The 23,113-nt window shown below is 62.5% G+C and carries 20 protein-coding genes; 12 read left to right on the plus strand and 8 right to left on the minus strand.

The window, feature by feature from the left end; genetic code table 11:
• Window positions 1-5: 5 nt before the first annotated feature.
• Window positions 6-557 (minus strand): putative Fe-S cluster assembly protein SufT, encoded by a 552-nt coding sequence (sufT, locus tag SPISAL_RS02395; protein WP_016352881.1) that lies wholly within the window; start codon window positions 555-557, stop codon window positions 6-8.
• A gap of 163 nt (window positions 558-720) precedes the next feature.
• On the opposite strand from sufT, the gene SPISAL_RS02400 reads away from it, so the two are divergent.
• Together SPISAL_RS02400 and SPISAL_RS02405 are read left to right on the plus strand one after the other, a co-directional pair.
• A complete protein-coding gene (locus SPISAL_RS02400) occupies window positions 721-2,022 on the plus strand; it encodes an aspartate aminotransferase family protein (RefSeq protein WP_016352882.1) in 1,302 nt (433 codons plus the stop codon).
• A gap of 71 nt (window positions 2,023-2,093) precedes the next feature.
• Window positions 2,094-3,347: an MFS transporter gene (locus SPISAL_RS02405; protein WP_016352883.1), complete on the plus strand. Its 1,254-nt coding sequence runs from the start codon at window positions 2,094-2,096 to the stop codon at window positions 3,345-3,347.
• Here the strand turns inward: SPISAL_RS02405 and SPISAL_RS02410 are convergent.
• The gene (locus SPISAL_RS02410) at window positions 3,316-4,755 is read right to left on the minus strand and encodes an NAD-dependent succinate-semialdehyde dehydrogenase (protein WP_016352884.1); all 1,440 of its coding nucleotides are present in this window, start codon (window positions 4,753-4,755) and stop codon (window positions 3,316-3,318) included. The two genes, SPISAL_RS02405 and SPISAL_RS02410, sit on opposite strands and share 32 nt — an antisense overlap.
• An 11-nt stretch (window positions 4,756-4,766) precedes the next feature.
• A complete protein-coding gene (locus SPISAL_RS02415) occupies window positions 4,767-5,756 on the minus strand; it encodes a D-2-hydroxyacid dehydrogenase (protein WP_041389479.1) in 990 nt (329 codons plus the stop codon).
• Window positions 5,757-5,930: 174 nt separating this feature from the next.
• Here SPISAL_RS02415 and SPISAL_RS02420 point away from each other — a divergent pair, with 174 nt between their 5' ends.
• Window positions 5,931-7,136: a pyridoxal phosphate-dependent aminotransferase gene (locus SPISAL_RS02420; protein WP_016352886.1), complete on the plus strand. Its 1,206-nt coding sequence runs from the start codon at window positions 5,931-5,933 to the stop codon at window positions 7,134-7,136.
• On the opposite strand, the gene SPISAL_RS02425 is transcribed toward SPISAL_RS02420, so the two are convergent.
• Window positions 7,133-8,677: a bifunctional GNAT family N-acetyltransferase/carbon-nitrogen hydrolase family protein gene (locus tag SPISAL_RS02425; protein WP_016352887.1), complete on the minus strand. Its 1,545-nt coding sequence runs from the start codon at window positions 8,675-8,677 to the stop codon at window positions 7,133-7,135. The genes SPISAL_RS02420 and SPISAL_RS02425 overlap by 4 nt on opposite strands.
• Window positions 8,678-8,744: 67 nt before the next feature.
• Between SPISAL_RS02425 and SPISAL_RS02430 the strand changes: the two genes are divergently transcribed.
• From SPISAL_RS02430 to SPISAL_RS02440, 3 genes are read left to right on the plus strand one after another with little or no spacing between them, the layout of a single operon-like run.
• Window positions 8,745-9,137 carry a TraR/DksA family transcriptional regulator gene (locus SPISAL_RS02430; RefSeq protein WP_016352888.1) on the plus strand — a complete coding sequence of 131 codons (393 nt, stop codon included), beginning with the start codon at window positions 8,745-8,747 and terminating at the stop codon, window positions 9,135-9,137.
• 14 nt (window positions 9,138-9,151) lie between these two features.
• Window positions 9,152-10,891, plus strand: coding sequence for an autotransporter assembly complex protein TamA (locus tag SPISAL_RS02435; RefSeq protein WP_016352889.1), 1,740 nt, complete (start codon window positions 9,152-9,154; stop codon window positions 10,889-10,891).
• Window positions 10,891-13,890 carry a translocation/assembly module TamB domain-containing protein gene (locus tag SPISAL_RS02440; RefSeq protein WP_016352890.1) on the plus strand — a complete coding sequence of 1,000 codons (3,000 nt, stop codon included), beginning with the start codon at window positions 10,891-10,893 and terminating at the stop codon, window positions 13,888-13,890. Before SPISAL_RS02435 ends, SPISAL_RS02440 begins: the two co-directional genes overlap by 1 nt.
• Here the strand turns inward: SPISAL_RS02440 and SPISAL_RS02445 are convergent.
• Complete coding sequence (locus SPISAL_RS02445; RefSeq protein WP_245539905.1) at window positions 13,881-15,161, minus strand: DEAD/DEAH box helicase; 1,281 nt, start codon at window positions 15,159-15,161, stop codon at window positions 13,881-13,883. The genes SPISAL_RS02440 and SPISAL_RS02445 overlap by 10 nt on opposite strands.
• Window positions 15,162-15,251: 90 nt before the next feature.
• On the opposite strand from SPISAL_RS02445, the gene grxD reads away from it, so the two are divergent.
• Entirely contained in the window at window positions 15,252-15,590 is a 339-nt protein-coding gene (gene grxD, locus SPISAL_RS02450; protein WP_016352892.1) for a Grx4 family monothiol glutaredoxin, read from the plus strand.
• Window position 15,591: 1 nt separating this feature from the next.
• Here grxD and rnt read toward each other — a convergent pair whose 3' ends face one another.
• Entirely contained in the window at window positions 15,592-16,209 is a 618-nt protein-coding gene (gene rnt / locus SPISAL_RS02455; RefSeq protein ID WP_016352893.1) for a ribonuclease T, read from the minus strand.
• 11 nt (window positions 16,210-16,220) lie between these two features.
• Window positions 16,221-17,270 (minus strand): dihydroorotase, encoded by a 1,050-nt coding sequence (gene pyrC / locus SPISAL_RS02460; protein ID WP_041389483.1) that lies wholly within the window; start codon window positions 17,268-17,270, stop codon window positions 16,221-16,223.
• A gap of 116 nt (window positions 17,271-17,386) precedes the next feature.
• Here pyrC and SPISAL_RS02465 point away from each other — a divergent pair, with 116 nt between their 5' ends.
• The 5 genes from SPISAL_RS02465 to SPISAL_RS02485 all read left to right on the plus strand — a co-directional run bounded on the left by SPISAL_RS02465 (window position 17,387) and on the right by SPISAL_RS02485 (window position 22,464).
• Window positions 17,387-18,613 (plus strand): argininosuccinate synthase, encoded by a 1,227-nt coding sequence (locus SPISAL_RS02465; RefSeq protein ID WP_016352895.1) that lies wholly within the window; start codon window positions 17,387-17,389, stop codon window positions 18,611-18,613.
• 64 nt (window positions 18,614-18,677) lie between these two features.
• Window positions 18,678-19,658, plus strand: coding sequence for a metal ABC transporter solute-binding protein, Zn/Mn family (locus SPISAL_RS02470; RefSeq protein ID WP_016352896.1), 981 nt, complete (start codon window positions 18,678-18,680; stop codon window positions 19,656-19,658).
• Window positions 19,648-20,436, plus strand: coding sequence for a metal ABC transporter ATP-binding protein (locus SPISAL_RS02475; RefSeq protein WP_016352897.1), 789 nt, complete (start codon window positions 19,648-19,650; stop codon window positions 20,434-20,436). The genes SPISAL_RS02470 and SPISAL_RS02475 overlap by 11 nt, the downstream gene beginning before the upstream one ends.
• Window positions 20,417-21,550, plus strand: a complete 1,134-nt coding sequence (locus SPISAL_RS02480) for a metal ABC transporter permease (protein WP_016352898.1) — start codon at window positions 20,417-20,419, stop codon at window positions 21,548-21,550. The genes SPISAL_RS02475 and SPISAL_RS02480 overlap by 20 nt, the downstream gene beginning before the upstream one ends.
• Window positions 21,547-22,464 (plus strand): metal ABC transporter permease, encoded by a 918-nt coding sequence (locus tag SPISAL_RS02485; protein WP_016352899.1) that lies wholly within the window; start codon window positions 21,547-21,549, stop codon window positions 22,462-22,464. Before SPISAL_RS02480 ends, SPISAL_RS02485 begins: the two co-directional genes overlap by 4 nt.
• On the opposite strand, the gene nth is transcribed toward SPISAL_RS02485, so the two are convergent.
• A complete protein-coding gene (gene nth, locus SPISAL_RS02490) occupies window positions 22,434-23,093 on the minus strand; it encodes an endonuclease III (RefSeq protein WP_016352900.1) in 660 nt (219 codons plus the stop codon). The two genes, SPISAL_RS02485 and nth, sit on opposite strands and share 31 nt — an antisense overlap.
• Between the last annotated feature and the right edge of the window lie 20 nt (window positions 23,094-23,113).

Below are 23,113 nucleotides of genomic sequence, written 5' to 3' on the forward strand. Positions count from 1 at the left end.
AGTGGCTACATCATCCCGGTCTGGAGTTTTGCGGCTTCCGACATCATCTCAATGCCCCAGGGCGGATCGAAGACGATTTCCACTTTCACGTCTTCCACCGTCGGGACCATTTTGACCTTCTCCCGTACGTCGTAGGCGAGAATATCCCCCATGCCGCAGCCTGGCGCCGTGAGTGTCATATCGATCTCGATCGACCGTGAGCCATCGTCTTTCAGGGTGATGTCACACCGGTAGACAAGCCCTAGCTCAACGACATTAATGGGAATTTCCGGGTCAAAGCAGCGCCGCATCTGATCCCAGACCAGCTGCTCGACGTCCGCCGCGGAAGCGTTGTCAGGCAGCTCGGGCGTCGGTTCGGGTTCTTTGCCAATTGCATCCGCATCCTTGCCATCAATGCGAAAGAGATTGCCCTGGATGTAGACCGTGTAGCTGCCGCCAAGGGCCTGAGTGATCATGCCTTCGGCGCCCTGCGGAATCGTCCCCGTGTCGCCGGCCGGGATGAGCGCTGCTTCGCAGTCGCGCTCGAAAACCACCGGCTCGTTGCTCTGCATTGCCATTTTTTCATCCTCGTCCCGATGCAACAGTTGCATCAGGATAGCACCGCTGAGATGGTTGTCAGAACCAGTACCCGGGCATTCAAGTGAATTGCCCCGATGGGAAGAAATGCCGAATGGGATCACGTATCCTAGGTGGGGAATTCTTTAGCCAGGAGGCTATGTCATGAGCGATAACGTCCATCACCTCTCGCCGCTGCTGCGCCAGTCCAGCGACATTCTGGTCGAGCGCGCGCAAGGCATGTACGTCTACGCTGAGGACGGCGGCAAGTACATGGACTTCGCCTCGGGGATCGGCGTGCTGAGCACCGGCCATTGCCACCCCCGGGTCGTTGAAGCGGCCAAGGCGCAGATCGATCGTGTGGTCCATGCGCAGTACGCGATCATGAAACACCAGCCGATCCTTGAGCTCTCGGACCGGTTGGTTGAGCTGCTTCCCGATGCCATCGACAGCGTGTTCTTCTCGAACGCCGGAACGGAGGCCGTTGAGGCGTCGATCCGACTGGCCCGTCAGGCCACCGGCAAGCCCAACATCATCGCCTTCCGGGGCTGCTTCCATGGCCGGACCATGGGCTCGCTCGCCACCACCAGCTCCAGCGCTGCCGTGCGCCAGGGCGTTCAGCCGCTGATGGGTGGCGTGGTCACTGCGCCATTCCCGGACACCAACTGGTACGGGATGAGCGAAGACGACGCAGCGGAGTTCTGCCTGCGGGAGCTCGATTACATCCTTCAGGTTCAGAGCGTGCCGATGGAAACCGCGGCCATGCTGATTGAGCCAATCCAGGGTGAAGCGGGCTATATCCCGGCAAACACCAAGTTTATGCAGGGCCTTCAGGAGCGGTGCAATAAGCATGGAATTCTGCTGATCATGGATGAGGTCCAGTCGGGCAACGGTCGCTCGGGACTGCAGTGGGGTTATGAGCACTTCGGTGTCGAGCCGGATGTGGTCGTGTCCGCCAAAGGCGTGGCGAGTGGTTTCCAGCTCTCGTTCATGGCCGCGCCAGCCTCGCTGATGAGCAAGGCGTTGCCGGGCTCTCAGGGTGGCACCTACGGGGGCAATGCCGTGGCATGTGCGGCCGGGTTGGCCACGCTGGATGTGATGCGGGATGAAAAGCTGGTCGAAAACGCCGCCGAGCGGGGTGCCCAGCTTCGGGCCCGGCTTGAGGACGTGCAGTCCCGCCATCCGGAAATCGGCAATATCACCGGTAAAGGCCTGATGATCGGCACCCATTTGGTGGACGAGCACGGCAAGCCGGACGGGGATCGGGGCGCGAAGATGCTCAAGGCCTGCGAGCACCTCGGGCTGCTGATGATTCGCTGTGGTCCTTGGGGCGGTAACGTGGTGCGCTGGATTCCACCGCTGATTGTTACCGCCGAGGAGATCGACTGGGCGGTGGATCGCTTTGAGGAGGCCCTCGTGCAGACGGGCGGCGGGACTCAGGAAACACGGATGCGCAGCACCGGCTAGATGGGCGGCGCAATGTCGCGCACGCACTTAGGCCCGGGCTTTTGCCCGGGCCTTTTCTTCTGGGGTTGCCAATGATTCCAGCGCTTCGGGGGCTCGGCGCTCACCGATATCTACTGATATTCGGCTTTGTGATGGTGTTCCTCTCAGGGCATGGTCAGACCTTTTTGATCTCGCTCTATGGCGGCGAGTTGCGGGCGACTTTCGATTTGAGTAATGCCGAATTCGGAGGGCTTTACTCCTTTGCGACGTTAATGAGCGGACTGCTCGTCATCTTTCTCGGTCGGGGTGTCGATCGCTTGCGCCTGGATCGCTTCACCGCTGCGGTGATCCTGGGTGCCGCACTGGGCGGCCTGCTGCTGGCACTAACACCGGCTGCGTGGGTCCTGGTGCCGGCCTTCTTGCTGTTGCGGCTCTGTGGCCAGGGGCTTATGACGCATGTGGCCCAGACCACGGTGGGCCGACGTGTCCAACACCGGCGGGGAACCGCGATGAGCCTGGTGACCCTCGGTTTTCCGGTTGCCGAAGCGATTCTGCCCATGAGCGTGGTGGCGTTGATTGCGGCGCTGGGCTGGCGCGGGAGCTGGTTTCTGCTGGCCTTGCTGCTGGTCGCCGTAGCGCTACCGCTGGTCCTGATGCTGTTGCGTATCGAGACACGAGTCGCGATGCGCAAGGCGGAGTCAGCCCCGATGACGAGCGAAACGCCGCCTGGGCCGGCGAGCGTGGGTCGTGACTGGACCCGGAGCGAAGTACTGCTGGATGGACGCTTTTACCGCATTTTGCCAGCGCTGCTTGGCCCACCGATTCTAATCACCGCATTGTTTTTTCACCAGGTGCCGATTGCTGAGGCGAAAGGCTGGAGTCTGACACTGGTATCAGCGGCCTTTACCGCTTATGCCACCACGCACGTCTTATCTTTACTGCTCAGCGGCCCGGTGGTCGACCGGTTGGGCGCGCGCCGATTACTGGCCTTTTATCTACTACCGCTATTGCTGGGGATCGGCGTCATGGGGTTTGTGCCCGGTGCTTTGGCTGCGCCGCTTTATCTGGGGCTGGCGGGCCTGTCCATTGGCACCGCCGGTACACTCATGGGCGCTTTGTGGCCAGAACTCTATGGCCTCCGACACTTGGGTGGCATCCGCGCCATGGCGCATGGCGCCATGGTGCTCGGGACAGCGGCGGGCCCGGTCCTGATTGGCCTTTTACTGGATGCGGGATTAACCGTCCAGTCGCTCGCCTGGCTCATGATCGCCTACCTGGTCGCTGCCATATTGCTGGTACGACCCGTGGCGTTCGCTAGCCCACCGGCACGGTCTGCGCCTCGGTAAATTCAAAAAGCCCTTCAAGGCCGCCCTCACGGCCGTAGCCGGACTGCTTCATGCCCCCGAAAGGCGCTTCGGGGGTCGGCCCCGTCCCTGTGTTCAGTGCGGCATGCCCAAAGCGCAGGCGCTCGATCACGCGCTGGCCACGTCCTTGGTCTGCAGTGAACACATAGGAGGCCAGGCCAAAATCGGTGTCGTTGGCCATGCGCACGACCTCCGGCTCATCAGCGAAGGTGATCAGCGGCACGAGTGGCCCGAATGTTTCCTCCCGATAGCAAGCGGCATCCGAAGGCACATCCAGCAGGACGGTCGGGGGGTAGAAGGTACCGGGCAGGCCTTCTGCATCCGCGCGCGCCATCTCGCGAGCGCCCCTGGCAACAGCATCGTCCACATGGCGGGTGACTTTGGCGACCGCGTTCTCATCAATGAGTGGACCGAGCTGGGTGCCTGGCTTCATGCCATCGCCGACGACCAGCCCGTTGACGCGTTCGGCGAGCTTTTCTGCAAACGCCTCGGCAACGCCTGCCTGCACAAAGATTCGGTTGGCGCACACGCAGGTCTGGCCGCCACCGCGGAATTTATTGATCATGAGCTGATCAGCGGCATGGTCCAGGTCCGCGTCATCAAAGATGATGTAAGGCGCGTTACCGCCCAGCTCCAGGGTCAGGCGCTTGATGCCGGGTGCGGCTTGGCGGATCAGCTCTCGACCGATTTCTGTTGAGCCCGTAAAGCTGATGACCCGCACGCTCGGCGCGTCGAACAGGGCCTGGCTGATGGGCGCAGATGAGCCCATGACCAGGTTGACTTTGCCGGCCGGCAGCCCGACTTCGCGGTCAAGCAGGGCGAACAGCGCGATCATGGTCAATGGCGTTTTGGAAGACGGTTTGATCACACTGGGGCAGTCTGCCGCGATGGCGGCAGACAGTTTCTTGGCGATCATGCCGATCGGGAAGTTCCACGGTGTGACCAATCCCACGACGCCTGCCGGGCGATGATGCACGGTCCAGGTGCAGTCCCGCGGATGCTCTTCAAGGGTGCGCGGTGCAAGGGCATGAACGTTTTTGGCCGCGTAGCGGAAAAAGCCGGCGGCATAGTCAGCCTCGCCCGTCGCCTCAGCCAGTGGCTTGCCATGCTCCATGCACAGGATGCGGCCAATTTCCTCACGATGGGTCGTCAGGGCGTCGGCAATGGCTTCCAGCCAGTGGCGGCGCTGGTCCAGGTCAGCGGGTTGTTCAAAGGCCGCCTCCGCTGCGGCGATGGCGCGCTCGGTCTCAGCGCCGCCCATTGAAGCGACGTCAGCAAGATGACCGTTGTCCACCGGGTTGGTGACTGGCAGCGTTTTGCCACTGTCGGCCATGACCCACTGACCATTGATGTAACCGCCCAGGGCGGGGAGCAGTGGAGATTCGATCATTTCAAGCCTCGCTATCGATTCGTTGTTGAGGGGACAAACCCATGCGTCTTGTCCACCAGGTTGTTGAGCGCGTCACCAGCCGCCCAGCGCCGATAATTGGTGATGAACTGCTCGGACAAGGCCCGCTTCCAGCCAATGAAGTCGCCAGCCATATGCGCAGAAATCGCAACATTGGGCAGGTCCCAAAGGGGGTGTTGGGCCGGCAGGGGCTCCTGCTCAAAGACATCCAGCGCGGCACCGTCGATCTCGCCGTCCTGCAGCGCTGACACCAGATCGGCCGTGCGCACGATCGGGCCACGGCCAATGTTAATCAGACGCGCGCTGCTGGCCATGGCCTGGAATTCAGCGGCCCCGAACAAGCCCTCGGTGTCCGGCGTCAGCGGGGCGGCAATCACAACGAAGTCGTAGTCGGAAAGTACCGAGATCAGATCGGCCTGGGCATAGATGGCGCCGAAGTCGTTATCTCCAGGTCGAGCACCGCGGCCGATACCATCTACCGCCATACCCATGGCGCCACAGATCTGAGCAATCTGTCGGCCAATCGACCCCGCCCCCACAACCAGTACCGTGCGTCCAGTCACGGGTTCGGTCTCCCGGTGGTGCCATTCATGGCGCTGCTGCAAACGCTGGTTCTCGGCGAAGTCCTTACAAAAGGCGATGATTTGCCCCAGCACGTACTCGGCAATGCAGCGGTCGAAAATACCCCGGGCATTCGTTACTGGGATTGAACTCTCGCGCACCTCGGCTGTTAGCAGGGCATCGACCCCGGCACTCGTCGCGTGAATCCACTGCAGGCTGTCCGCCGCAGACCACGCCTCTGAAATCGCGTTGGTGCGGAAGTCGGTTACGCAAAGAACCTGCGCCCCGGGCAGCGCCGCCCGAAGCTGGGCGCCATTCTCGGCAACGAGCAGTTCTGCCTCGCCGGATAGGGCCTCGAGGCCATCCGGCAGTCCTTCGCCAGGGGCCGTCAGAATGACGATTTTTGGCGGTTGTTCGGCCATGACTGAGCGTCCCAGAGAGTCGCTGATAATGGAGCGGACGGTACCCACCCCTGCCATACCCCGTCAACTGCGCCAGAATGGGCTCTCAAGGGGGTTGACCGGTTTTCTTCCGAGGGCTAGCTTCGCGGTGTTACGCAGCAGTTCTTTTCATCGCGGCGCAAAGGGGCGAAACGCATGGTCAATCCGGTGGAGATGGAGCAGGGCGATCAGGCTGAGGCACCGCTGTTCAGTCCTTCCCTTCAGGCGATTCCGATGCCCGGCATCCGGCGGATGATTAACACGGCAGCCGGCATGGATGACGTGATCCATCTGTCGATCGGCCAACCGGACTTCCCAACGCCCCCGCATATCGTCGAGGCACACATCGACGCGCTGCGTGAGGGCAAGACCGGCTACACGATGGATGCGGGGCTGCCGGAGCTGCTCTCCGAGCTTGCGCGCTATTACAGCAAGCGCTATGACCGCGAGCTCACCGAAGACAACTTCCTGGTCACCACGGGAGCCACCGAGGCGATGTACCTTGCGCTGACGGCCACGGCGGCGCCGGGCCGGCAGTTCATCGTCACTGACCCCACATTCTTGCTGTATGCGCCGCTCATCCGAATGAATGGCGGCGAGGTGAAGGTCATCCCGACGCGGCCGGAGCATGGCCATCAGATCGACCCGCAGGAGGTGATCGATGCCATTGGCATGCGGACCTTCGCGATCGTGCTCAATTCACCGAGCAATCCCAGTGGGGCCGTCTATCCGCGGGAGACGATCGAGGCCATTGTCCAGGAGGCAGCTTACCGAGGCGTCTATGTGTTCGCTGACGAAGTCTACGATCACATCCTCCTTGAGGAGGGCATGGAGTTCCCGAGTGTCATTAACTGCACCTCGGATCTGGATCACGTGATGTCGATCTCGAGCTTCTCGAAGACGTTCAGCATGGCGGGCTTTCGGATTGGGTGGATGATCTCCAGCCAGGGGGCCATTAAAAAGCTGCGGCGCTACCACATGTTCACCACCACCGTGGCAAGCACGCCAGCGCAGTGGGCGGGCGTAGCGGCCTTGCAGGGGGACATGGCCTGCGTGGACGAGATGAATGCCGAGTATCGGCGCCGGCGTGATCGAATTGTGGAGATGGTGAGCGAGACGCCCCATCTGACGGGGTATGTGCCACAGGGGGCGTTCTATATCTTCCCCTCACTGCCACCGCGCACGGATGCCACTGACCTGTCATTGCGGATGCTCGCGGAGACCGGGGTGTGCGTGATTCCGGGTGATGCCTTTGGGGATACCTGCCGCAATGCGATTCGTATCAGTTTCTCCAATTCCATGGAAAATATTGAAGAGGCGTTCGCGCGCATGCAGCCCTGGCTCGCGCAGCAGAAATTCTAGTCGTCGAGCCACTGGACGCGGTAGAGATCCAGACGCCGGTCTTTGGCGTTCTGGACCGAGCCCTCGGCACGCAGTTGCTTTAACTTGTCCATATCCAGGTCCACGACCAGGGTCATCTCGGTGTTGGGCGTGGACTCCGAGACAATCCCGTCGTGGGGGAAGGCGAAATCCGACGGTGAGAACACCGCCGCCTGGGCATACTGAATTTCGATATTTTCGACACGCGGCAGGTTGCCCACGCTGCCGGTGATGGCGACGTAGCACTCGTTCTCAATTGCCCGGGCCTGGGCGCAGCGCCGGACCCGTAGGTAGGCGTTTTTGGTGTCGGTCCAGAACGGCACGAATAGAATCTGCATGCCTTGATCCGCCAGTAGCCGGCAGGCCTCCGGGAATTCCACGTCGTAGCACACGAGGATGCCGATTTTCCCAACATCGGTGTCAAAGGCCTTGAGCTGATCACCCCCTTGTACGCCCCAGTAGAAACGCTCATCCGGGGTGGCGTGGAGCTTGTAGTGTTGATCGACGGTGCCATCGCGCCGGCAGAGATAGGCCACGTTATAGAGGACGTTGTCGTCATACACCGGCATGGAGCCGGCGATGATATTGATGTTGTAGCTCACGGCCATGCGGCTCATCGCATCGGTAATTTCACCGGTGTACTGGGCGAGCCCGCGCATCGCTTCGGCCGGGTCTTCCTGATTGAACTGGGCGAGCAATGGCGCGTTGAACAGCTCAGGGAACAGGATGAAGTCGCAGTTGTAGCCCGCCATGGCATCGACAAAGAACTCGATGTTGCTCATCAAGTCTTCGAAGTTCGTTACGCGGCGCATCTGCCATTGCACCGTGCCGACTCGAACCGTGGACTTACGTCCGCCGATGAGCGGCGTACGGGCGCTTTCGTAGAAAATATTGTCCCATTGCAGGAGCGTGGCATACGCCATGGACTCCTCGTCCTCGGGCAAGTAGGCCGTGATGACGCGGCGGACGTGGAAATCATTGGCGAGCTGAAAGGAGAGGATCGGGTCGTAGAGCTCGCGGCGCTTGACCAGATCGATGTACTCCTCGGGCTTCATCTCTGCGGCGTGCTCCTGGTAGCCCGGCATCCGCCCCCCGGCAACGATGGCGCGCAGGCTCAAGCTGCGGCAGAGCTCTTTGCGGGCGTCGTAGAGTCGCCGGCCCAGCCGCATGCCGCGATACTCTGGGTCGACGAAAATGTCGACGCCGTAGAGCACATCCCCGTTGGGATCATGATGGGTTAAAAAGCCGTTGCTGGTGATCTCGTTGTATTTGTGACGATCCCCGAAGCGGTCGTAATCCACAATCATCGAGATGGCGCCCGCCACGACCCGGCCGTTGTCTTCAATGCAGATTTGGCCTTCCGGGAAGCGGTTGATCTGCGCACTGAACTGCTTGCGGGTCCAGGCGCCGCCCAGATCGGGATAGACCTGATCCATGATGTGCTTAACATCCGGGTGGTCGGAGAGCCGGAGGTGGCGCAGGCGGAGCCGGTGCTCCTCGCCGCTGGTCTCGTGTTCACTCATGGCCAGAAGGATATCATGGGGGTGAAACGGGTCAGAGCGCGAAGACCTGACAAAGAAGGAGAATGAGATGACTGACCCCCTCACCACCGAGCAGCGCGAGACACTGCGCCGAGCGCTCGAGACAGAATCTGAAGATCTCCGTGAGGCCATTCGCAGCGAGGTACTGGCGGCTGATCTGCATCGGGCGGAAGATCTGGCGGACCAGGTTCGCGATCCTGGCGATGAATCGGTGGTCGATTTGCTGGCGGACATTGAGTACGCCGATATTGACCGTCATGTGCAGCAGCTTCGAGCGAATGAGGCGGCGCAACGGGCCTGGCATCAGGGGGGTTATGGGATCTGCGTGGACTGTGGTGAGCCCATTCCCTTCGAGCGCCTGGAGGCTTACCCCTCGGCGGCCCGTTGTCTGACTTGCCAAGCGGCAACGGAAAAGGCCGGCGGGCCCCCGCCTCGGCTTTAGGGGGTGATCCTGACTTGACCGCGGCCTCAAGACTGACGCCCTGGCTGGTTTGCCTGGGCCTCGCGTTGTTGATGGCCTCAACACGCACTGACGCTAGCGTGCGGGTGAGCGTCAACGGCGTTGAGGGCGAGGTGCGCGATAATGTGCTGGCGTTCATCGACGCGGATGTTGATCTGGACTCCGAGCTGGCGGCGCGTTTCTACCAGGATCGGACTCGCCGCCAGGTGCAGGAGGCCCTCGAAGCGCTCGGTTACTACCAGGCGGCCATTGCGCTTGAACTTGAGCCGGTGCAGGGCGATTGGGTCCTGTCGGCCGATATTGAACCGGGCCCTCGGATCACGGTAAGGGCAGTCGCAATTCGGATCAGCGGGGACGCGGCCGATGATGAAGCATTCGCGGCGCTTCGTGAGCGCTTGCCGCTTGAGTCCGGCCAGGGGCTCGACCACGGAGATTATCAATCGAGTAAACGCGCGCTGCGCAATCTCGCCATCGAGCGGGGGTATTTCGACTATCGCTTTAGTCAGGCGGAACTGGCAATTGATGTCGATGAAGGGTGGGCCGATGTCACGCTAGAGCTCGATAGTGGCGATCGCTACATGCTGGGGGAGGTCGGCTTTTCAAGCGTCCCGCTGCGTGCGTCGTTTCTCCAACGCCTGGTGCCGTTTGCGCCCGGTGCGCCGTACAGCGCCGAGCGGGTCGCGGAGCTTAACCGGCGACTGCTCGAGAGCGGCTATTTTGATGACGCGGTGGTGGATACACGGCGTGAAGCCGCTGAGGGAAAGAGGATTCCTGTCGAGGCCAATGTGGGGATGCGGGATCGCAATACCGTCTCGACGGGCCTTGGTTACTCAACGGATGAGGGTCCGCGAGTCCGCCTGGGATTTACTCGCCATTACGTCAACAATCGTGGGCATTCGTTGACCAGCGAGGTACGCGCCTCCCCGGTCAATCAGGGCGTTAATGCCCGCTATCGAATACCGCTGGGCGATCCACTCAATGACAATCTCTCCGTGAACGCGGGCTGGGATAATGAAGAGGTCGACGACCAGGCGAGTGAGCGATACGCCTTCGGCCTGAGTCGGCGACAGGAATTCACCTCGGGGTGGGTCCGGACGCAGTCAGTCCGGTATCTCGATGAGCGTTTTTCGGCGGGTGAGGACAGCGGGCGCAGCGCGTTGCTCATGCCAGGGCTGTCATTCTCCCGCACCCGCTCGCGCGGGGGCATCGATCCCTTCCGTGGCGATTATCAGCACTATTCTATTGAGGGCAGCGCGCGCGCGCTGGGGTCCGATGTCGATATCGCGCGGTTGCGTCTGGGTAATACCTGGCTGCGCAGCATCGGGCGTGCGCATCGGTTTCAGCTCCGGGCGGATCTGGGGGGTATTGCCACCAACGATTTTGATGACGTTCCGACCTCGCTGCGTTTCTTCGCCGGTGGAGACCAGAGTGTCCGCGGATTCAGTTACCGCAGCCTTGGCCCGACTGATGCGGGCGGTGAGGTCACCGGGGGGCGCTACCTGGCGACCGGGAGTGCGGAATATAGTTATGCCGTGCGTGGCAACTGGCGCTTAGCACTGTTTGCGGATGCGGGTAATGCGTTTGATGGCCCGGATGAACTGGATCCTGAAGTCGGCACGGGCTTTGGTCTGCGCTGGGGCTCGCCGGTCGGTCCACTGCGAGTCGACATTGCCTGGGGCGTGAGCCGCGATGACATCCCGGTCCGATTACACCTGTCGGTCGGGCCGCCGTTCTGATGCGTGGGCTGATCTGGCTAACACTCTCTTTGCTGATCGCGCTTGCCGTGGCGCTGGCCTGGCTGGTCAGTACCGAGCCGGGTGCGCGCTGGCTTGCAGGTCAGGCCGATGACGCCGTGCCGGCGCTATCCGTAGGATCGGTCTCTGGCAGCGTGATTGATCAGCTTGAGCTGACGGATCTGCAATGGACTGATGCGCAGGGAACCTACTCGGTCAGCGAACTGGCGCTGGACTGGCAGCCGAGCTGCCTGCGGCGGTGGACGTTCTGTGTTGAGCGGTTGGTCCTTGAGGACCTGGTCGTGGATCGGCGAGCTGCCAGCCGTCAGCCTGAGGGGACAATAACGACGGCGCCGCCGGCGCGCGGGCTGGGGTTGCCCCTCGATGTGGATGTCCAGTCGCTCTCGATCGAGGCGGGTGTGCTGCGAACAGCGGGGCGGCAATTCGTCTACGACCACCTCGATGCGCGCTTTAGTCTGCGGGACGCGACACTGGCGATTGAGTCGCTCTCGGTTGCCGGCCCGGCGGGTCAAGCCAGCGCCGAAGGCGAGTTCCTGCTCAAAGATGACTGGCCGCTTGCGGCAAGCCTGCATGCTGAGCCCAGCGCCCATCTGACCGAAGGACGGGTTTTGACGGCAAGCGCTGAGCTCAGCGGCCGTGCTGGCGCACTGGATGTGGAGGGCACCCTGCGCGGTCTGGAAACCGGGCCGGTGGATCTCTCGCTGTCGCTCGCTTTGCTGGAGCAACCGCTTGTGGTCGAGGCTGAGGCCCGAGCAGAGGGCGGCAGGCTAAAAGCAGACGCCCGCCTTGGGGAGTCACTGACGGTGGCCGCTGATCTTCAGGCACCTGACCTGGCGGTCTTCTGGCCAGGGCTCGAGGGCGCGCTAAGCGGCACGATGGATGTATCGGGTGATGTGCACGCGCCGCGCATACGTGCGGACCTGCTTGCACGCGATGTCCGGTACGCGGGCAGCGCGCTGACGACTGGTTCGCTGGCGGGTTTCTGGGATGCCGAGGCAGGCGGGGACCTCACCCTGGCCGTTGACGGATTGCAGTACGAAGACCAGGCCCTCGGTCAACTTGAGGCGTCGTTGGAGGGTAAGCCCTCAGCGCATCAGTTCACTCTGGCGCTGGCTGGCGGACCGGTGCCTGTCGAGGTCCAGCTGGAGGGAGGCATCGCCCCGGATAGCTGGCAATGGCAGGGCCATGTGCTCGGGGCAACGGCCAAGCTGCCGGATGGCCGCTGGCGGCTGGAGGATCAGCCAGCCCTCGAGCTCGACCCGGCTGAGCGCTCCGTGCAGCTTGCAGGACATTGCTGGGCCCGTGAGGCATACCGTGTGTGTGCTGAGCGCCTCACGGCGAGCCCAAGTGAGGCTCAGCTTCGGCTGGCCTCAGAGGCCGTCGACCTGGTGGTTGTGGAACGGTGGCTGCCCGCAGACCTGGGACTACCGGGTGAAGTCAGTGGAACCGCAGATCTTGACTGGCGGGCGGGCCAGCCGCCAGAAGCGCGTTTGACCCTGGTCACCGAAAACAGCCAAGTCCGGCTGCCACAGCCAGCCGGTGCTGAGCCACTGGCCCTTGATTACGACCGTGTGGTGGTGGACGCCGATCTACGCCCGGCATCGGCCACCTTGCGTGTCGGGATTGCGGCGGATGACCTCGGTCGCGGCGGATTCAGCGTGTCGTTTGACCCGACCGTGGCCATGGAGAATGCCGAGGCAACGTCCGTCAATGGAACGGTCTGGCTGGATGCCCTCCCGTTGACACCGCTGGCCGGGCTGCTGCCGCAAGTCCGGGGTGTGGCGGGTGCGCTCCGCGCCAACGGCGAGTTAACCGGGGCGCTGGGTTCGCCTGCCTTCCAGGGCCGGATCGCCCTGCGTGATGGGCGGTTGCGACCGGCCGCCATTTCCACGCCGTTGGAGTCCATTGACCTGGAGGCGGTGATTGAGGGACGTCGGGCTGTGATTGATGGCCGCTTTGTCGCTGGCGAGGGTCAGGCCACGGTGAGCGGTGATATCGATTGGTCGACAGGCCAGGCTGAAGGGGCCATCAATTTGGTGGGCGAGGGCTTGGAGATTGAGCAGGGGCCCTCGGTGGCCTTGCAGGTTGATCCATCACTTCGCCTGGCCCTCGAGCCTGAGGTGATCCGGCTGTCTGGCGAGGTGGATGTGCCTTACGGGCGTTTGCGCCTGGTGGGGGGCTCCCCAAATGCGACGCGGGTGTCGGGTGATGCCGTGCGCGTGGGCGGCGTGGGTGAGCAGCAGGCTCGTGCGGAAGCCGCTGGGATGGGCGCGCGATCGCTGGAGAGCGAAATCCGTGTGGTCCTTGGCGATGATGTGCGGTTCGAGGGCTTCGGCGCCGCTGGCGGGCTCAACGGCGAGGTGCGCCTGCAACAGCTCGGTGGCGAAACGGTTGAGGGTGAGGGGGTGATTGAACTGGTTGACGCCCGTTACCAGGCCTATGGGCAAGATCTGCGGGTACGCCGCGGGCGTATCATCTTCTCGGGTCCCCTGAGCGACCCACGGCTCGACATCGAGGCGGTCCGTGAGGGCGAGCAGATGATGGCGGGTGTCCGCGTTGATGGCTCGGCGCGGAGTCCAGGTATAACGCTGTTTTCGACGCCACCGATGGAGCAGGTGGACATTCTGGCCTACCTGCTCACTGGCCGACCGCCTGGTGAGGAATCGCCAAGTGAGACGGCCCTGCTGGGGCAAGCAGCGTTGTCGCTGGGCGTGCTGGGGGGTGAGAGCGCAGGCCAGGCCTTGGCCGACGAGCTGGGCATTGAAGGCTTTCAGCTGGAGGCGGGCGGTGAGGGTGAACAAGCGCAGGTCGCGGTGAGTGGATACATCGCCCCCAACCTGCTCGTGCGCTATGGCGTGGGCGTATTCGAACCGGACGACACGCTGAGTCTGCGCTACTACCTCAGTCAGCAGTTTTACCTGGAGGCGATCAGTGGCACTGAAAGTGCGCTCGATATTTTCTATACGTTCGACTACGACTGACTGGACGAACTCGGGCGTCGGTTGTTTCCGCCCCCGCTGCCGCGCCGATTCCCCCCCGTGCTGCGGCGATTGTCCATCCGTGCCGGGGCTTTGATGTCAGTGGCGATCAGGTCCGGTGGCGCCATCTCCGAGGGTATTTTCTGGTCAATGTACTTCTCGATGTCCGGCAACGAGTAGACGTAGCTCTCGCAGGCGAAGCTGATCGCTTCTCCGGCCGCTCCGGCCCGGGCTGTGCGGCCAATGCGATGGACGTAATCCTCCGCATCCTGGGGCAGGTCATAGTTAATGACATGGCTGACTTCCGGAATGTGCAGCCCCCGTGCGGCGACATCGGTCGCGACCAGGATGGGCAGATCACCGGACTGGAACTTGCCGAGCAATTGCTCGCGTTTGTTCTGTGGGATATCGCCCGAGATGACGGCTGCCTTGATGTCATTGCCCATCAGATAGCCGGTGACGCGATCTGCATCGCGTTTGGTATTGACGAAAATCAGGGTTCGGGTGGGATCCTGCTGTTGTAGAACACCGAGCAGGAGGCCGATTTTCTCGGTGTTCTCCACATGATAGAGCGTCTGGCGCACACGGTCGGCGGTGATGGTTTCCGACTCGATCTTGATGGATTCGGGCTCGTTCATGTGCTCGTAGGCGAGCTCGCGGACCCGTTCCGATAGCGTGGCCGAGAAGAGCATGTTCAACCGCTTCTCTGGCGGCGGCATGCGGCGCAGCAGATAGCGGATATCGGCGATAAAGCCCATGTCGAACATTCGGTCTGCCTCATCAAGAATGCAGACCTCGATGTTGTCGAGGCTGAAGACGCCTTGCTTGTAGAAATCGATAATCCGCCCGGGCGTGCCGATGAGGATATCCGTGCCACGCTCGAGGGCCTTGCGCTGACTTTCATAGCCGGTGCCGCCATAGATGCAGGCGAAATCCATGCCGGTGAACCAGCCGAGGCGCTCCGCGTCCTTGTGGATCTGCAGTGCGAGCTCCCGGGTGGGAGCGAGGATGATCGCCCAGGGCCCGGTTTTATCCTCGGCGACCGGCGTGGTCATCAGCCGATGCATGCAGGCCAGCAGGAAGGCGGCCGATTTGCCTGTGCCGGTCTTTGCCTGGCCGGCCACATCGCCGCCTTTTAGCGCGATGGGTAGGGCTTCGGCCTGAATCGGCGTGCAGTGCTCGAAGCCGGCCTCTTTCAGGCCGGTCAGCAGCGACTCGTGCAGGTTGAGGGATTCAAAGCGGGTGTCGGAGAGATGATTTTGTTCCATAGCCATTGAGGATACCGGATAAAGCACGTTTTTTCCCCTCGTCTGCCCGAGGTGTAATCCGTACACTATTGGTCCAATTTCGAGAAGGAGTCAGCCATGAGCGACGTTCAGGACAGCATTCGCCAGCAGGTCGAGAGCAATCCCGTACTGCTTTACATGAAAGGCTCACCGCAGTTCCCGCAGTGCGGTTTTTCCATGCGGGCCGCCCAGGCGCTCGCTGGCTGTGGTGTGGAGTTCTCCTACGTCAACGTGCTTGAGGACGAGGGGATCCGGCAGGGCATCAAGGATTACGGCAACTGGCCGACTATTCCGCAGCTCTACGTGAACGGGGAGCTGCTGGGCGGCTGCGACATCATCATGGAGATGTATGAAAGCGGCGATTTACAAAAGGCCGTGACCGAGGCGGCCGGCAGCGAGGCGAGTCAGTCCGACTGAATCAGCCCTGAGTGTCGGTCAGGGCGTCCCAGCGGTTGACGATGGTGCAGAAAAGCTCAGCGGTTTTCTCTGCGTCATAAATGGCTGAATGGGCCTCTCGGGCATCCCAGTCGAGGCCCGCGGCCGCAACCCCGCGGGCCAGGACAGTCTGGCCGTAGGCTAGACCGGAGAGCGTGGCCGTATCGAAGCAAGAGAACGGGTGGAAGGGGTTGCGCTTGATGCCGCAGCGCTCGACCGCTGCGTTTAGAAAACCCAGATCAAACCAGGCGTTGTGGCCCACCAGAACGGCGCGGGTGCAGCCGGTCTGCTTGATCGCCTCCCTAATGGGCTTGAAGAGCATGGGCAGCGCTTCGCTCTCCGGAATAGCCATGCGCAGCGGGTGATCGGGGTCGATGCCATTGAACTCCAGCGACTTCGGGTCCAGGTTGGCGCCTTCAAACGGCTCGACGTGGCTTGTATGGGTCTCGCCAACGTAGAGCGTGCCGTTGTCTTCCATGTGCACCATGACGGCGGCGATCTGCAGCACCGCATCGGTGGCGGCTTTGACACCGCCGGTTTCGATGTCCACCACCACGGGCAGAAACCCGCGGAATCGTTGACTGATCTGTCGGGGTTCCATGGCAGGGTCCTTTAGTTGGCGGATGGCGTGTCGGCGAGTTGCCAGGCGACCTGGCCGCCGGCGCGGAGCGGCACGATGGTCTCGCGCGCATACGGGAGTTCCGCAGGGATGTCCCGTGGCCGGCGCTCTAGCGTGATCACATCCGTATTGCGCGGTAGCCCGTAGAAATCAGCGCCGTGGTGGCTGGCAAAACCCGCCAGGCTGGGTAGCGCATTAACGCTCTCAAAGGCCTCTGCATACAGCTCGATGGCGAGTGGGGCGGTGAATATACCGGCGCAGCCGCAGGCATTTTCCTTGGCGCCTCGGGGATGGGGTGCGCTGTCTGTACCCAGGAAGAATCGCGGGTGCCCGGAGGTGGCAGCCTCGAGCAGGGCCTCACGGTCGCGCTCGCGCTTCAGGATCGGCAGGCAATAGTAATGGGGCCGAATGCCGCCAACGAGTAGATCGTTGCGATTCATTAGCAAATGCTGCGGCGTGATGGTCGCGCCCAGCCGTTCAGGACCTGCGCGGACGAAATCAACCGCGGCTGCCGTTGTCAGGTGCTCAAGGACGACTCGCAGACGGGGATGATCCGCCAGAAGCGGTGCAAGCCGTTCATTCAGAAATGCGGCCTCTCGATCGAAGATATCCGTGTGGTCGTGGGTGACCTCGCCGTGAATGCAGAGCGTGAGGTTCTGCTCGGCGATGGCCGCCAGCGCATCCGCGCAGCGGCTGAGGTCGGTCACGCCGGCATCCGAGTGCGTGGTTGCCCCGGCCGGATAAAGCTTCACGGCATGAATGCAGCCACTGGCCGCTGCCTTTTCGATTTCAGCCGGTGGCGTGTTATCCGTGAGATAGAGCGTCATCAGAGGTTCGAACGCGCTATTCGCCGGGCGAGCCAATAGAATGCGGTCGCGATAGGCCTCGGCGGCTGCGGTCGTTGTGATCGGTGGCGTCAGATTCGGCATGATGATGGCCCGGGCGAATCGCTCGGCGCTCCAGGGCACGACATGCTCAAGGACTGGGCCATCGCGCAGATGCAAATGCCAGTCATCAGGCCGGGTGATTGTGAGCCGTTCCATGTCTGCATTGTAGCAGGGCACCGCTCGCGCGGGCGCCGCCTTGATTATCCCCGCCGGCACGTCGATCATTGCCGGTTTAACACGCCCCGAAACCTGACCATGCGAGAGTGCGATTCATGAGTGATATCAAAAAGGTGGTTCTAGCCTATTCTGGCGGGCTGGATACCTCGGTGATCCTGCAATGGCTGCGTGATCATTATCAGTGCGAGGTCGTGACCTTCACCGCTGATCTGGGACAGGGCGAGGAGCTGGAGCCTGCCCGGGTTAAAGCCCAGGCGCTCGGTGTTGAAGAGATTTACATCGATGACCTGCGCGAGGAGTTTGTGCGGGATTTCGTTTTTCCGATGTTTCGCGCCAATGCGCTGTACGAGGGGGAGTACCTGCTCGGCACGTCGATTGCCCGGCCGTTAATCGCCAAACGCCAGATCGAGATCGCTCGGGCAACGGGTGCAGACGCGGTTTGTCACGGTGCCACCGGCAAGGGCAACGACCAGGTGCGCTTCGAGCTCGGCTATTACGGCCTTGAGCCGGGCATTCATGTGATTGCTCCCTGGCGGGAGTGGGACTTGAACTCGCGTGAGCGCCTGCTGGCCTATGCCGAGGAACACGGGATCTCGATCGAGGGTAAGCAGGCAGGCGGCGGTTCACCGTATTCAATGGATGCCAATCTGCTGCACATCTCCTACGAAGGCGGTGTGCTTGAAGACACCTGGACACCGGCGGAAGAGTCCATGTGGCGCTGGAGTGTCTCGCCGGAGGCCGCGCCCGATGCCCCCGAGGTGATCGATCTGGCGTTCCGCGGTGGTGATCCTGTGGCCATCAATGGTCAAGCACTCGCGCCCCACGACCTGCTCGCCCGGTTGAATCAGCTCGGGGGCGAGCACGGCATTGGCCGGGTCGACATTGTCGAGAACCGGTACGTCGGCATGAAGTCGCGGGGCTGTTACGAGACCCCCGGTGGGACCATTTTGTTGCGGGCTCGTCGAGCCATTGAGTCAATAACACTCGACCGCGAGTCGGCTCATCTGAAAGACGAGCTCATGCCCCGCTACGCCTCATTAATCTACAACGGTTATTGGTGGAGCCCGGAGCGCGAGGCCCTGCAGGCGCTAATCGATAACACCCAGGGGCCGGTTAATGGCGTTGTGCGACTGAAGCTCTACAAAGGCAATGTCATTGTCATCGGGCGGCGTTCCGAGACGGACAGCCTGTTTGACGACAGTATTGCCACCTTTGAGGACGACGCCGGTGCCTACGATCAGCAGGACGCCGAGGGCTTTATCAAGCTGAATGCCCTGCGACTGCGCCTCGCGGCTCGGCGCGGGGAGCACAAAGACCGCTAAAACCGGTTGACCCTGCTTTGACGCGAGCATACGTTGGAATAGTTTCAAACTAGAAGGAAGCGGCATGCGCACTTGGCGGCAGATCCGGCCTGGCTTGCTCGGCCTCGCCTTGCTTGGCGTGGTCGTCAGCGCGGCGGCTGTCGATGGGCAGGCCGCCGAGCGCCGCCCCGCCGAGGTGGTTGCCACCACGGGCATGATTGGTGATCTGGCCGAGCGATTGGGCGGTGAGTGCTTCGCTGTGCACACGCTGATGGGCCCTGGCGTCGATCCGCATCAGTATCGTCCGGCCGCGCAAGATGTTGGGCGCTTCCAGCGCGCCGAACTGATTCTCTACAACGGCTTCGGCCTGGAAGGTCAGCTCGGCTCAGTGCTTGGGCGGCTTGGCAGCATGATGCCGACCCTGGCTGTCGCAGAGGAAGCAGCGGAGGCGGCGAACTCTGCAGGCCACGCTGGGGCAGTTATCCGCGCGGGGGACGAGGGTAGCGCGCCCGATCCCCATTTGTGGATGGACGTCGGGCTGTGGCGGAGTGCGATCGACCCAGTGGCCAGCCAACTTGGGGCGGTTCGACCAGACTGTCGCGATGCCATCGCAACGCGAGCAGCCGTGCTTGAGCAGCGCTTCAGCGCGCTTGACCAGTGGATCAGGCAAGCCGTGCGCAGCATCCCGGAGCCGCGCCGAGTACTCGTCACAGCCCATGATGCGTTTGCCTATTATGGGCGTGCCTATGCTATCGACGTGCGTGGAATTCAGGGCGTGAGCACCACCGCCGAGGCCGGTGTGGCGGACATCCGCGACACCGCAGCATTGCTGGTTGAGCGCGATGTGCCCGCTATTTTTATTGAAAGCACGATTAACCCGCGAACCGTCCAGGCCGTACGCTCGGCAGCGGCGAGTGACGGCCATGAGATTGCCCTGGGCGGCCGTCTTTATGGTGATGCGCTCGGCGAAGCCGACGGGCCAGCGGGAGACTACCTGGGGATGATGCGCACCAATACCCGCCGCATCGTCGAGGCGCTGGGAGGCCGCGTGGTTGATGAGGGATAAGTCGGCCAATCGTCCGCCGCTGCACGAGCCGGATCTTGCCCTTCACGTGGAGGATCTGACCGTTACCTATGGCGAGCGCCCGGCGTTGTGGGACATCGATCTGGATATCCCGCCTGGCGTGCTGGCCGGGATCATTGGGCCGAATGGTGCGGGCAAAAGCACCCTGATTCGCGCCATTCTGGACCTGGTTCGTCGCTCCGCGGGCCATGTTCGCCTATTTGGGCACCCGTATCGGGCGCAGCGCCTGCGCGTGGGGTATGTGCCTCAACGCAGTAGTGTCGATTGGGAATTTCCGACCAGTGCGCTTGATGTGGTGACCATGGGCCTCTATGGGGAATTGGGGTGGTGGCGGCGACCGGGTCGGTCCGAGCGCGATCGGGCCCTGCGTGCCCTCGAGCAAGTCGGGTTGGAAGGCCTGGCCGATCGCCAGATCAGTGAGCTTTCGGGTGGTCAGCAGCAGCGCGTCTTCATTGCCCGGGCGCTGGTCCAGCAGGCGGATATTTATTTCCTTGATGAGCCGATGGCCGGAGTGGACGCCACCACCGAGCGCGCGATCATCGATCTGCTGCGCGAGCTCCGGGATGCCGGTCGCACGGCCATCGTGGTCCACCATGACCTCCAGACGGTGCGCAGCTATTTCGACTGGCTCATCCTCATGAATCGGCGTGTGATCGCACAAGGCCCCGTCGAAAAGGTCTACACCGCTGACAACCTCCGTCGCACCTATGGCGGGCAGGTCGCCTTGCTGGATACCGGGCATGATCCCGCTGCTCTCTGATCCCACGCTTCACACGGTTGCGCTGGGGACCGCGCTGCTCGGGGTGATGAGCGGTGTGCTCGGCAGCTTTGCCGTCCTGCGCCGCGAGAGTCTGCTGGGCGATACCCTGTCGCATGCCGCTTTGCCCGGCGTGTGCCTGGGCTTCATGGTAACGGGCGCACGGTCATTGACAGGTTTGATGGCTGGGGCGTTGGTGACGGCCATGCTCGCCGCCTTCGCTATGGTTTTTCTGGTGCGCTACACCCGCCTGAAAACCGATGCCGCCCTGGGGATCGCCCTGGGGTTGTTCTTCGCCCTCGGTGTTGTCCTGCTGACGCATATTCAGGCGACAGGGGGTGCGGCACAGGCGGGGCTCGATGCGTTCTTGTTTGGTCAGGCGGCTGCCCTGTCACGAGCCGATCTGTTGCCGATGAGCAGTGTGGGGCTGGTCGCGGTCGGGCTTGTGGTGCTTTTGTGGAAACCGCTCAAGCTTCTGACGTTCGATCCGGAATACGCAGCAGTGATTGGCCTACCCGTCCGGTCGCTTGAATTGCTCATCACCCTGCTCGTCGCCCTGACGGTGGTGGTCGGCCTGCAGCTCGTGGGCGTGGTGCTGATGACCGCCATGGTCATCGCCCCGGCAGCTGCTGCCCGACAATGGTGTTGCAGCCTGCACGGCATGGTCATCCTGGCGGCGTTGCTAGGCGCTACAGCCGGGGTGCTGGGCGGTGGCCTGAGCGCATTGATCCCCGGGCTCTCCACCGGGCCGGTTATCGTCCTGGTGGCCAGTGTGATCGCCCTTGGCTCCCTGTTTTTTGCCCCGCGGCGCGGGCTGATCCCCGCCTGGTGGCGACAGGGGCATCGGCTGAGTCGAACCTCGTCAGATCGAGTGCTTGAGACGGTCTATCAGCTCGCGTGCGAGCATGGCAGTGGCCGATATCGCGTTGAAGAAGGGGCGGTGGATGCGTATCACGGCATCGCGACGGCCGCCATTCTGGTGTCGCTGCGTGAGCGGGGGCTGCTCGAGGCCGTGGAGCACATGCCGGATGAGGGGCGACATTGGCGCCTGACCAATGAGGGCATGTCCTATGCAGCGGCCCGCGCCGGCCGCCCGGACGAGGCGATTGGCGTGTGACTGAGCTGTTTGTCGAACCGACCATTGCCATTGTCCTGACCGGCATGCTCGTGGGGGCCGCGGGCTCGCTGCTGGGCGTGTTTCTGGTGCTGCGTGGCAACAGCATGCTATCCGATGCCATTAGCCATGCGATCCTCTTTGGTATTGCAGTCGTCTGGTTGCTGACCGGCGCCACGAGTGGCCCGGTGCAGATCGTTGGCGCGGCTTTAAGTGGTGTGCTGGCCGTGTTCCTCATTGAGAGCGTCGTTCGTACCCGGCGAGTGCGTCAGGATGCGGCGATCGGCCTCGTGTTTCCCGCCCTGTTCTCGCTCGGCGTCGTTTTGCTGAACGTCTTTGCCCGCGATGTGCATCTCGATGAGCACACGGTTCTGCTTGGTGAGATCGGTTTTGTCTGGCTTGACCAGATCACCGTTGCGGGTTGGGTGCTGCCGCAGTCCTTAGCGACCTTGGCCGTGGTGCTGGCCATCGATGGCCTTTTCATCGCGCTGTTCTACAAAGCCCTTAAGCTGGCGACCTTTGATCCGGAGCTCGCACGGACCCTGGGCTTCAAGCCCACGCTGCTGTTTTACGGATTATTGAGTTTGGTCAGTGGCACAGCAGTCGCTGCTTTTGATGCGGTGGGCGTGGTGCTGTTTATCTGCTTTGTGATTGTCCCGCCGGGCGCGGCGTATCTGCTCACGGACCGGTTGGCGGTCATGTTGTTTCTGGCCGTGGCGATGGCGATGGCCAGCGCGCCCCTAGGCTACGTCGCTGCCGTCGCGCTCAACGTTTCCATTGCCGGCATGATGGCGCTGGCAACGGGCGGGTTTTTGATACTGGCGCTTACGCTCGGCCCGCGGCATGGCCTGCTGGCTCGACAAGCGCGTCGGCGCCGGTTGGCGGATCAGCCGGCTGACGGCGCCTCGTCAGCATAACGGGCCTTGTCCTTGAACTCACAAAAGTCATAGATCGGACAGGCTCCGCAGCGCGGTTTGCGGGCGGTACACACATACCGGCCATGCAGGATCAGCCAGTGATGGGCATCCTGCAGGAATGCGCGCGGTACCCAGCGCATCAGGCGGTCTTCAACCTCACGCACCGTTTTCCCTTTGGCGATACCCGTGCGGTTCGCCACCCGATAGATGTGCGTATCGACGGCCATGGTGGGATAGCCAAAGGCGGTATTGAGCACGACATTCGCGGTTTTGCGGCCCACACCCGGCAGGGCCTCAAGGGCCTCGCGACGGTCAGGGACTTCGCCGCCATGACGCTCCACGAGGGCCTCGCACGTGGCCATGATGTTTTTGGCCTTGCTATTGAAAAGCCCAATGGTTCGGATGTGTTGACGCAAGCCCGCTTCGCCTAGCCTCAGAATGCCTTCCGGGGTATTGGCCGCAGCGAAGAGCTTGCGCGTGGCGATGTTCACGCCGCGGTCGGTGGCCTGCGCCGAGAGGATGACCGCGATCAGCAACTCGAAGGCATTGCGGTACTCGAGCTCGGTGGTTGGATGCGGGTTGGCGGCGCACAACCGCTCGAAGATGGCCTGGCGTTTGCTGGCGTTCATTGGCGCTCCGAGCGCTGTCG

Source organism: Spiribacter salinus M19-40, from assembly GCF_000319575.2.
GTDB lineage: Bacteria > Pseudomonadota > Gammaproteobacteria > Nitrococcales > Nitrococcaceae > Spiribacter > Spiribacter salinus.

Excerpts from the sequence above, each read along its gene's own strand:
- SPISAL_RS02470 (WP_016352896.1), top strand. The coding sequence starts at position 18,678 with ATGCGCACTTGGCGGCAGATCCGGCCTGGCTTGCTCGGCCTCGCCTTG.
- nth (WP_016352900.1), bottom strand. The coding sequence starts at position 23,093 with ATGAACGCCAGCAAACGCCAGGCCATCTTCGAGCGGTTGTGCGCCGCC.
- rnt (WP_016352893.1), bottom strand. The coding sequence starts at position 16,209 with ATGGAACCCCGACAGATCAGTCAACGATTCCGCGGGTTTCTGCCCGTG.
- SPISAL_RS02430 (WP_016352888.1), top strand. The coding sequence starts at position 8,745 with ATGACTGACCCCCTCACCACCGAGCAGCGCGAGACACTGCGCCGAGCG.
- SPISAL_RS02410 (WP_016352884.1), bottom strand. The coding sequence starts at position 4,755 with ATGATCGAATCTCCACTGCTCCCCGCCCTGGGCGGTTACATCAATGGT.
- SPISAL_RS02405 (WP_016352883.1), top strand. The coding sequence starts at position 2,094 with ATGATTCCAGCGCTTCGGGGGCTCGGCGCTCACCGATATCTACTGATA.
- SPISAL_RS02425 (WP_016352887.1), bottom strand. The coding sequence starts at position 8,677 with ATGAGTGAACACGAGACCAGCGGCGAGGAGCACCGGCTCCGCCTGCGC.
- SPISAL_RS02420 (WP_016352886.1), top strand. The coding sequence starts at position 5,931 with ATGGTCAATCCGGTGGAGATGGAGCAGGGCGATCAGGCTGAGGCACCG.
- SPISAL_RS02400 (WP_016352882.1), top strand. The coding sequence starts at position 721 with ATGAGCGATAACGTCCATCACCTCTCGCCGCTGCTGCGCCAGTCCAGC.
- sufT (WP_016352881.1), bottom strand. The coding sequence starts at position 557 with ATGGCAATGCAGAGCAACGAGCCGGTGGTTTTCGAGCGCGACTGCGAA.
- SPISAL_RS02480 (WP_016352898.1), top strand. The coding sequence starts at position 20,417 with ATGATCCCGCTGCTCTCTGATCCCACGCTTCACACGGTTGCGCTGGGG.
- SPISAL_RS02475 (WP_016352897.1), top strand. The coding sequence starts at position 19,648 with ATGAGGGATAAGTCGGCCAATCGTCCGCCGCTGCACGAGCCGGATCTT.
- pyrC (WP_041389483.1), bottom strand. The coding sequence starts at position 17,270 with ATGGAACGGCTCACAATCACCCGGCCTGATGACTGGCATTTGCATCTG.
- SPISAL_RS02445 (WP_245539905.1), bottom strand. The coding sequence starts at position 15,161 with ATGGCTATGGAACAAAATCATCTCTCCGACACCCGCTTTGAATCCCTC.
- SPISAL_RS02415 (WP_041389479.1), bottom strand. The coding sequence starts at position 5,756 with ATGGCCGAACAACCGCCAAAAATCGTCATTCTGACGGCCCCTGGCGAA.
- SPISAL_RS02440 (WP_016352890.1), top strand. The coding sequence starts at position 10,891 with ATGCGTGGGCTGATCTGGCTAACACTCTCTTTGCTGATCGCGCTTGCC.
- SPISAL_RS02465 (WP_016352895.1), top strand. The coding sequence starts at position 17,387 with ATGAGTGATATCAAAAAGGTGGTTCTAGCCTATTCTGGCGGGCTGGAT.
- grxD (WP_016352892.1), top strand. The coding sequence starts at position 15,252 with ATGAGCGACGTTCAGGACAGCATTCGCCAGCAGGTCGAGAGCAATCCC.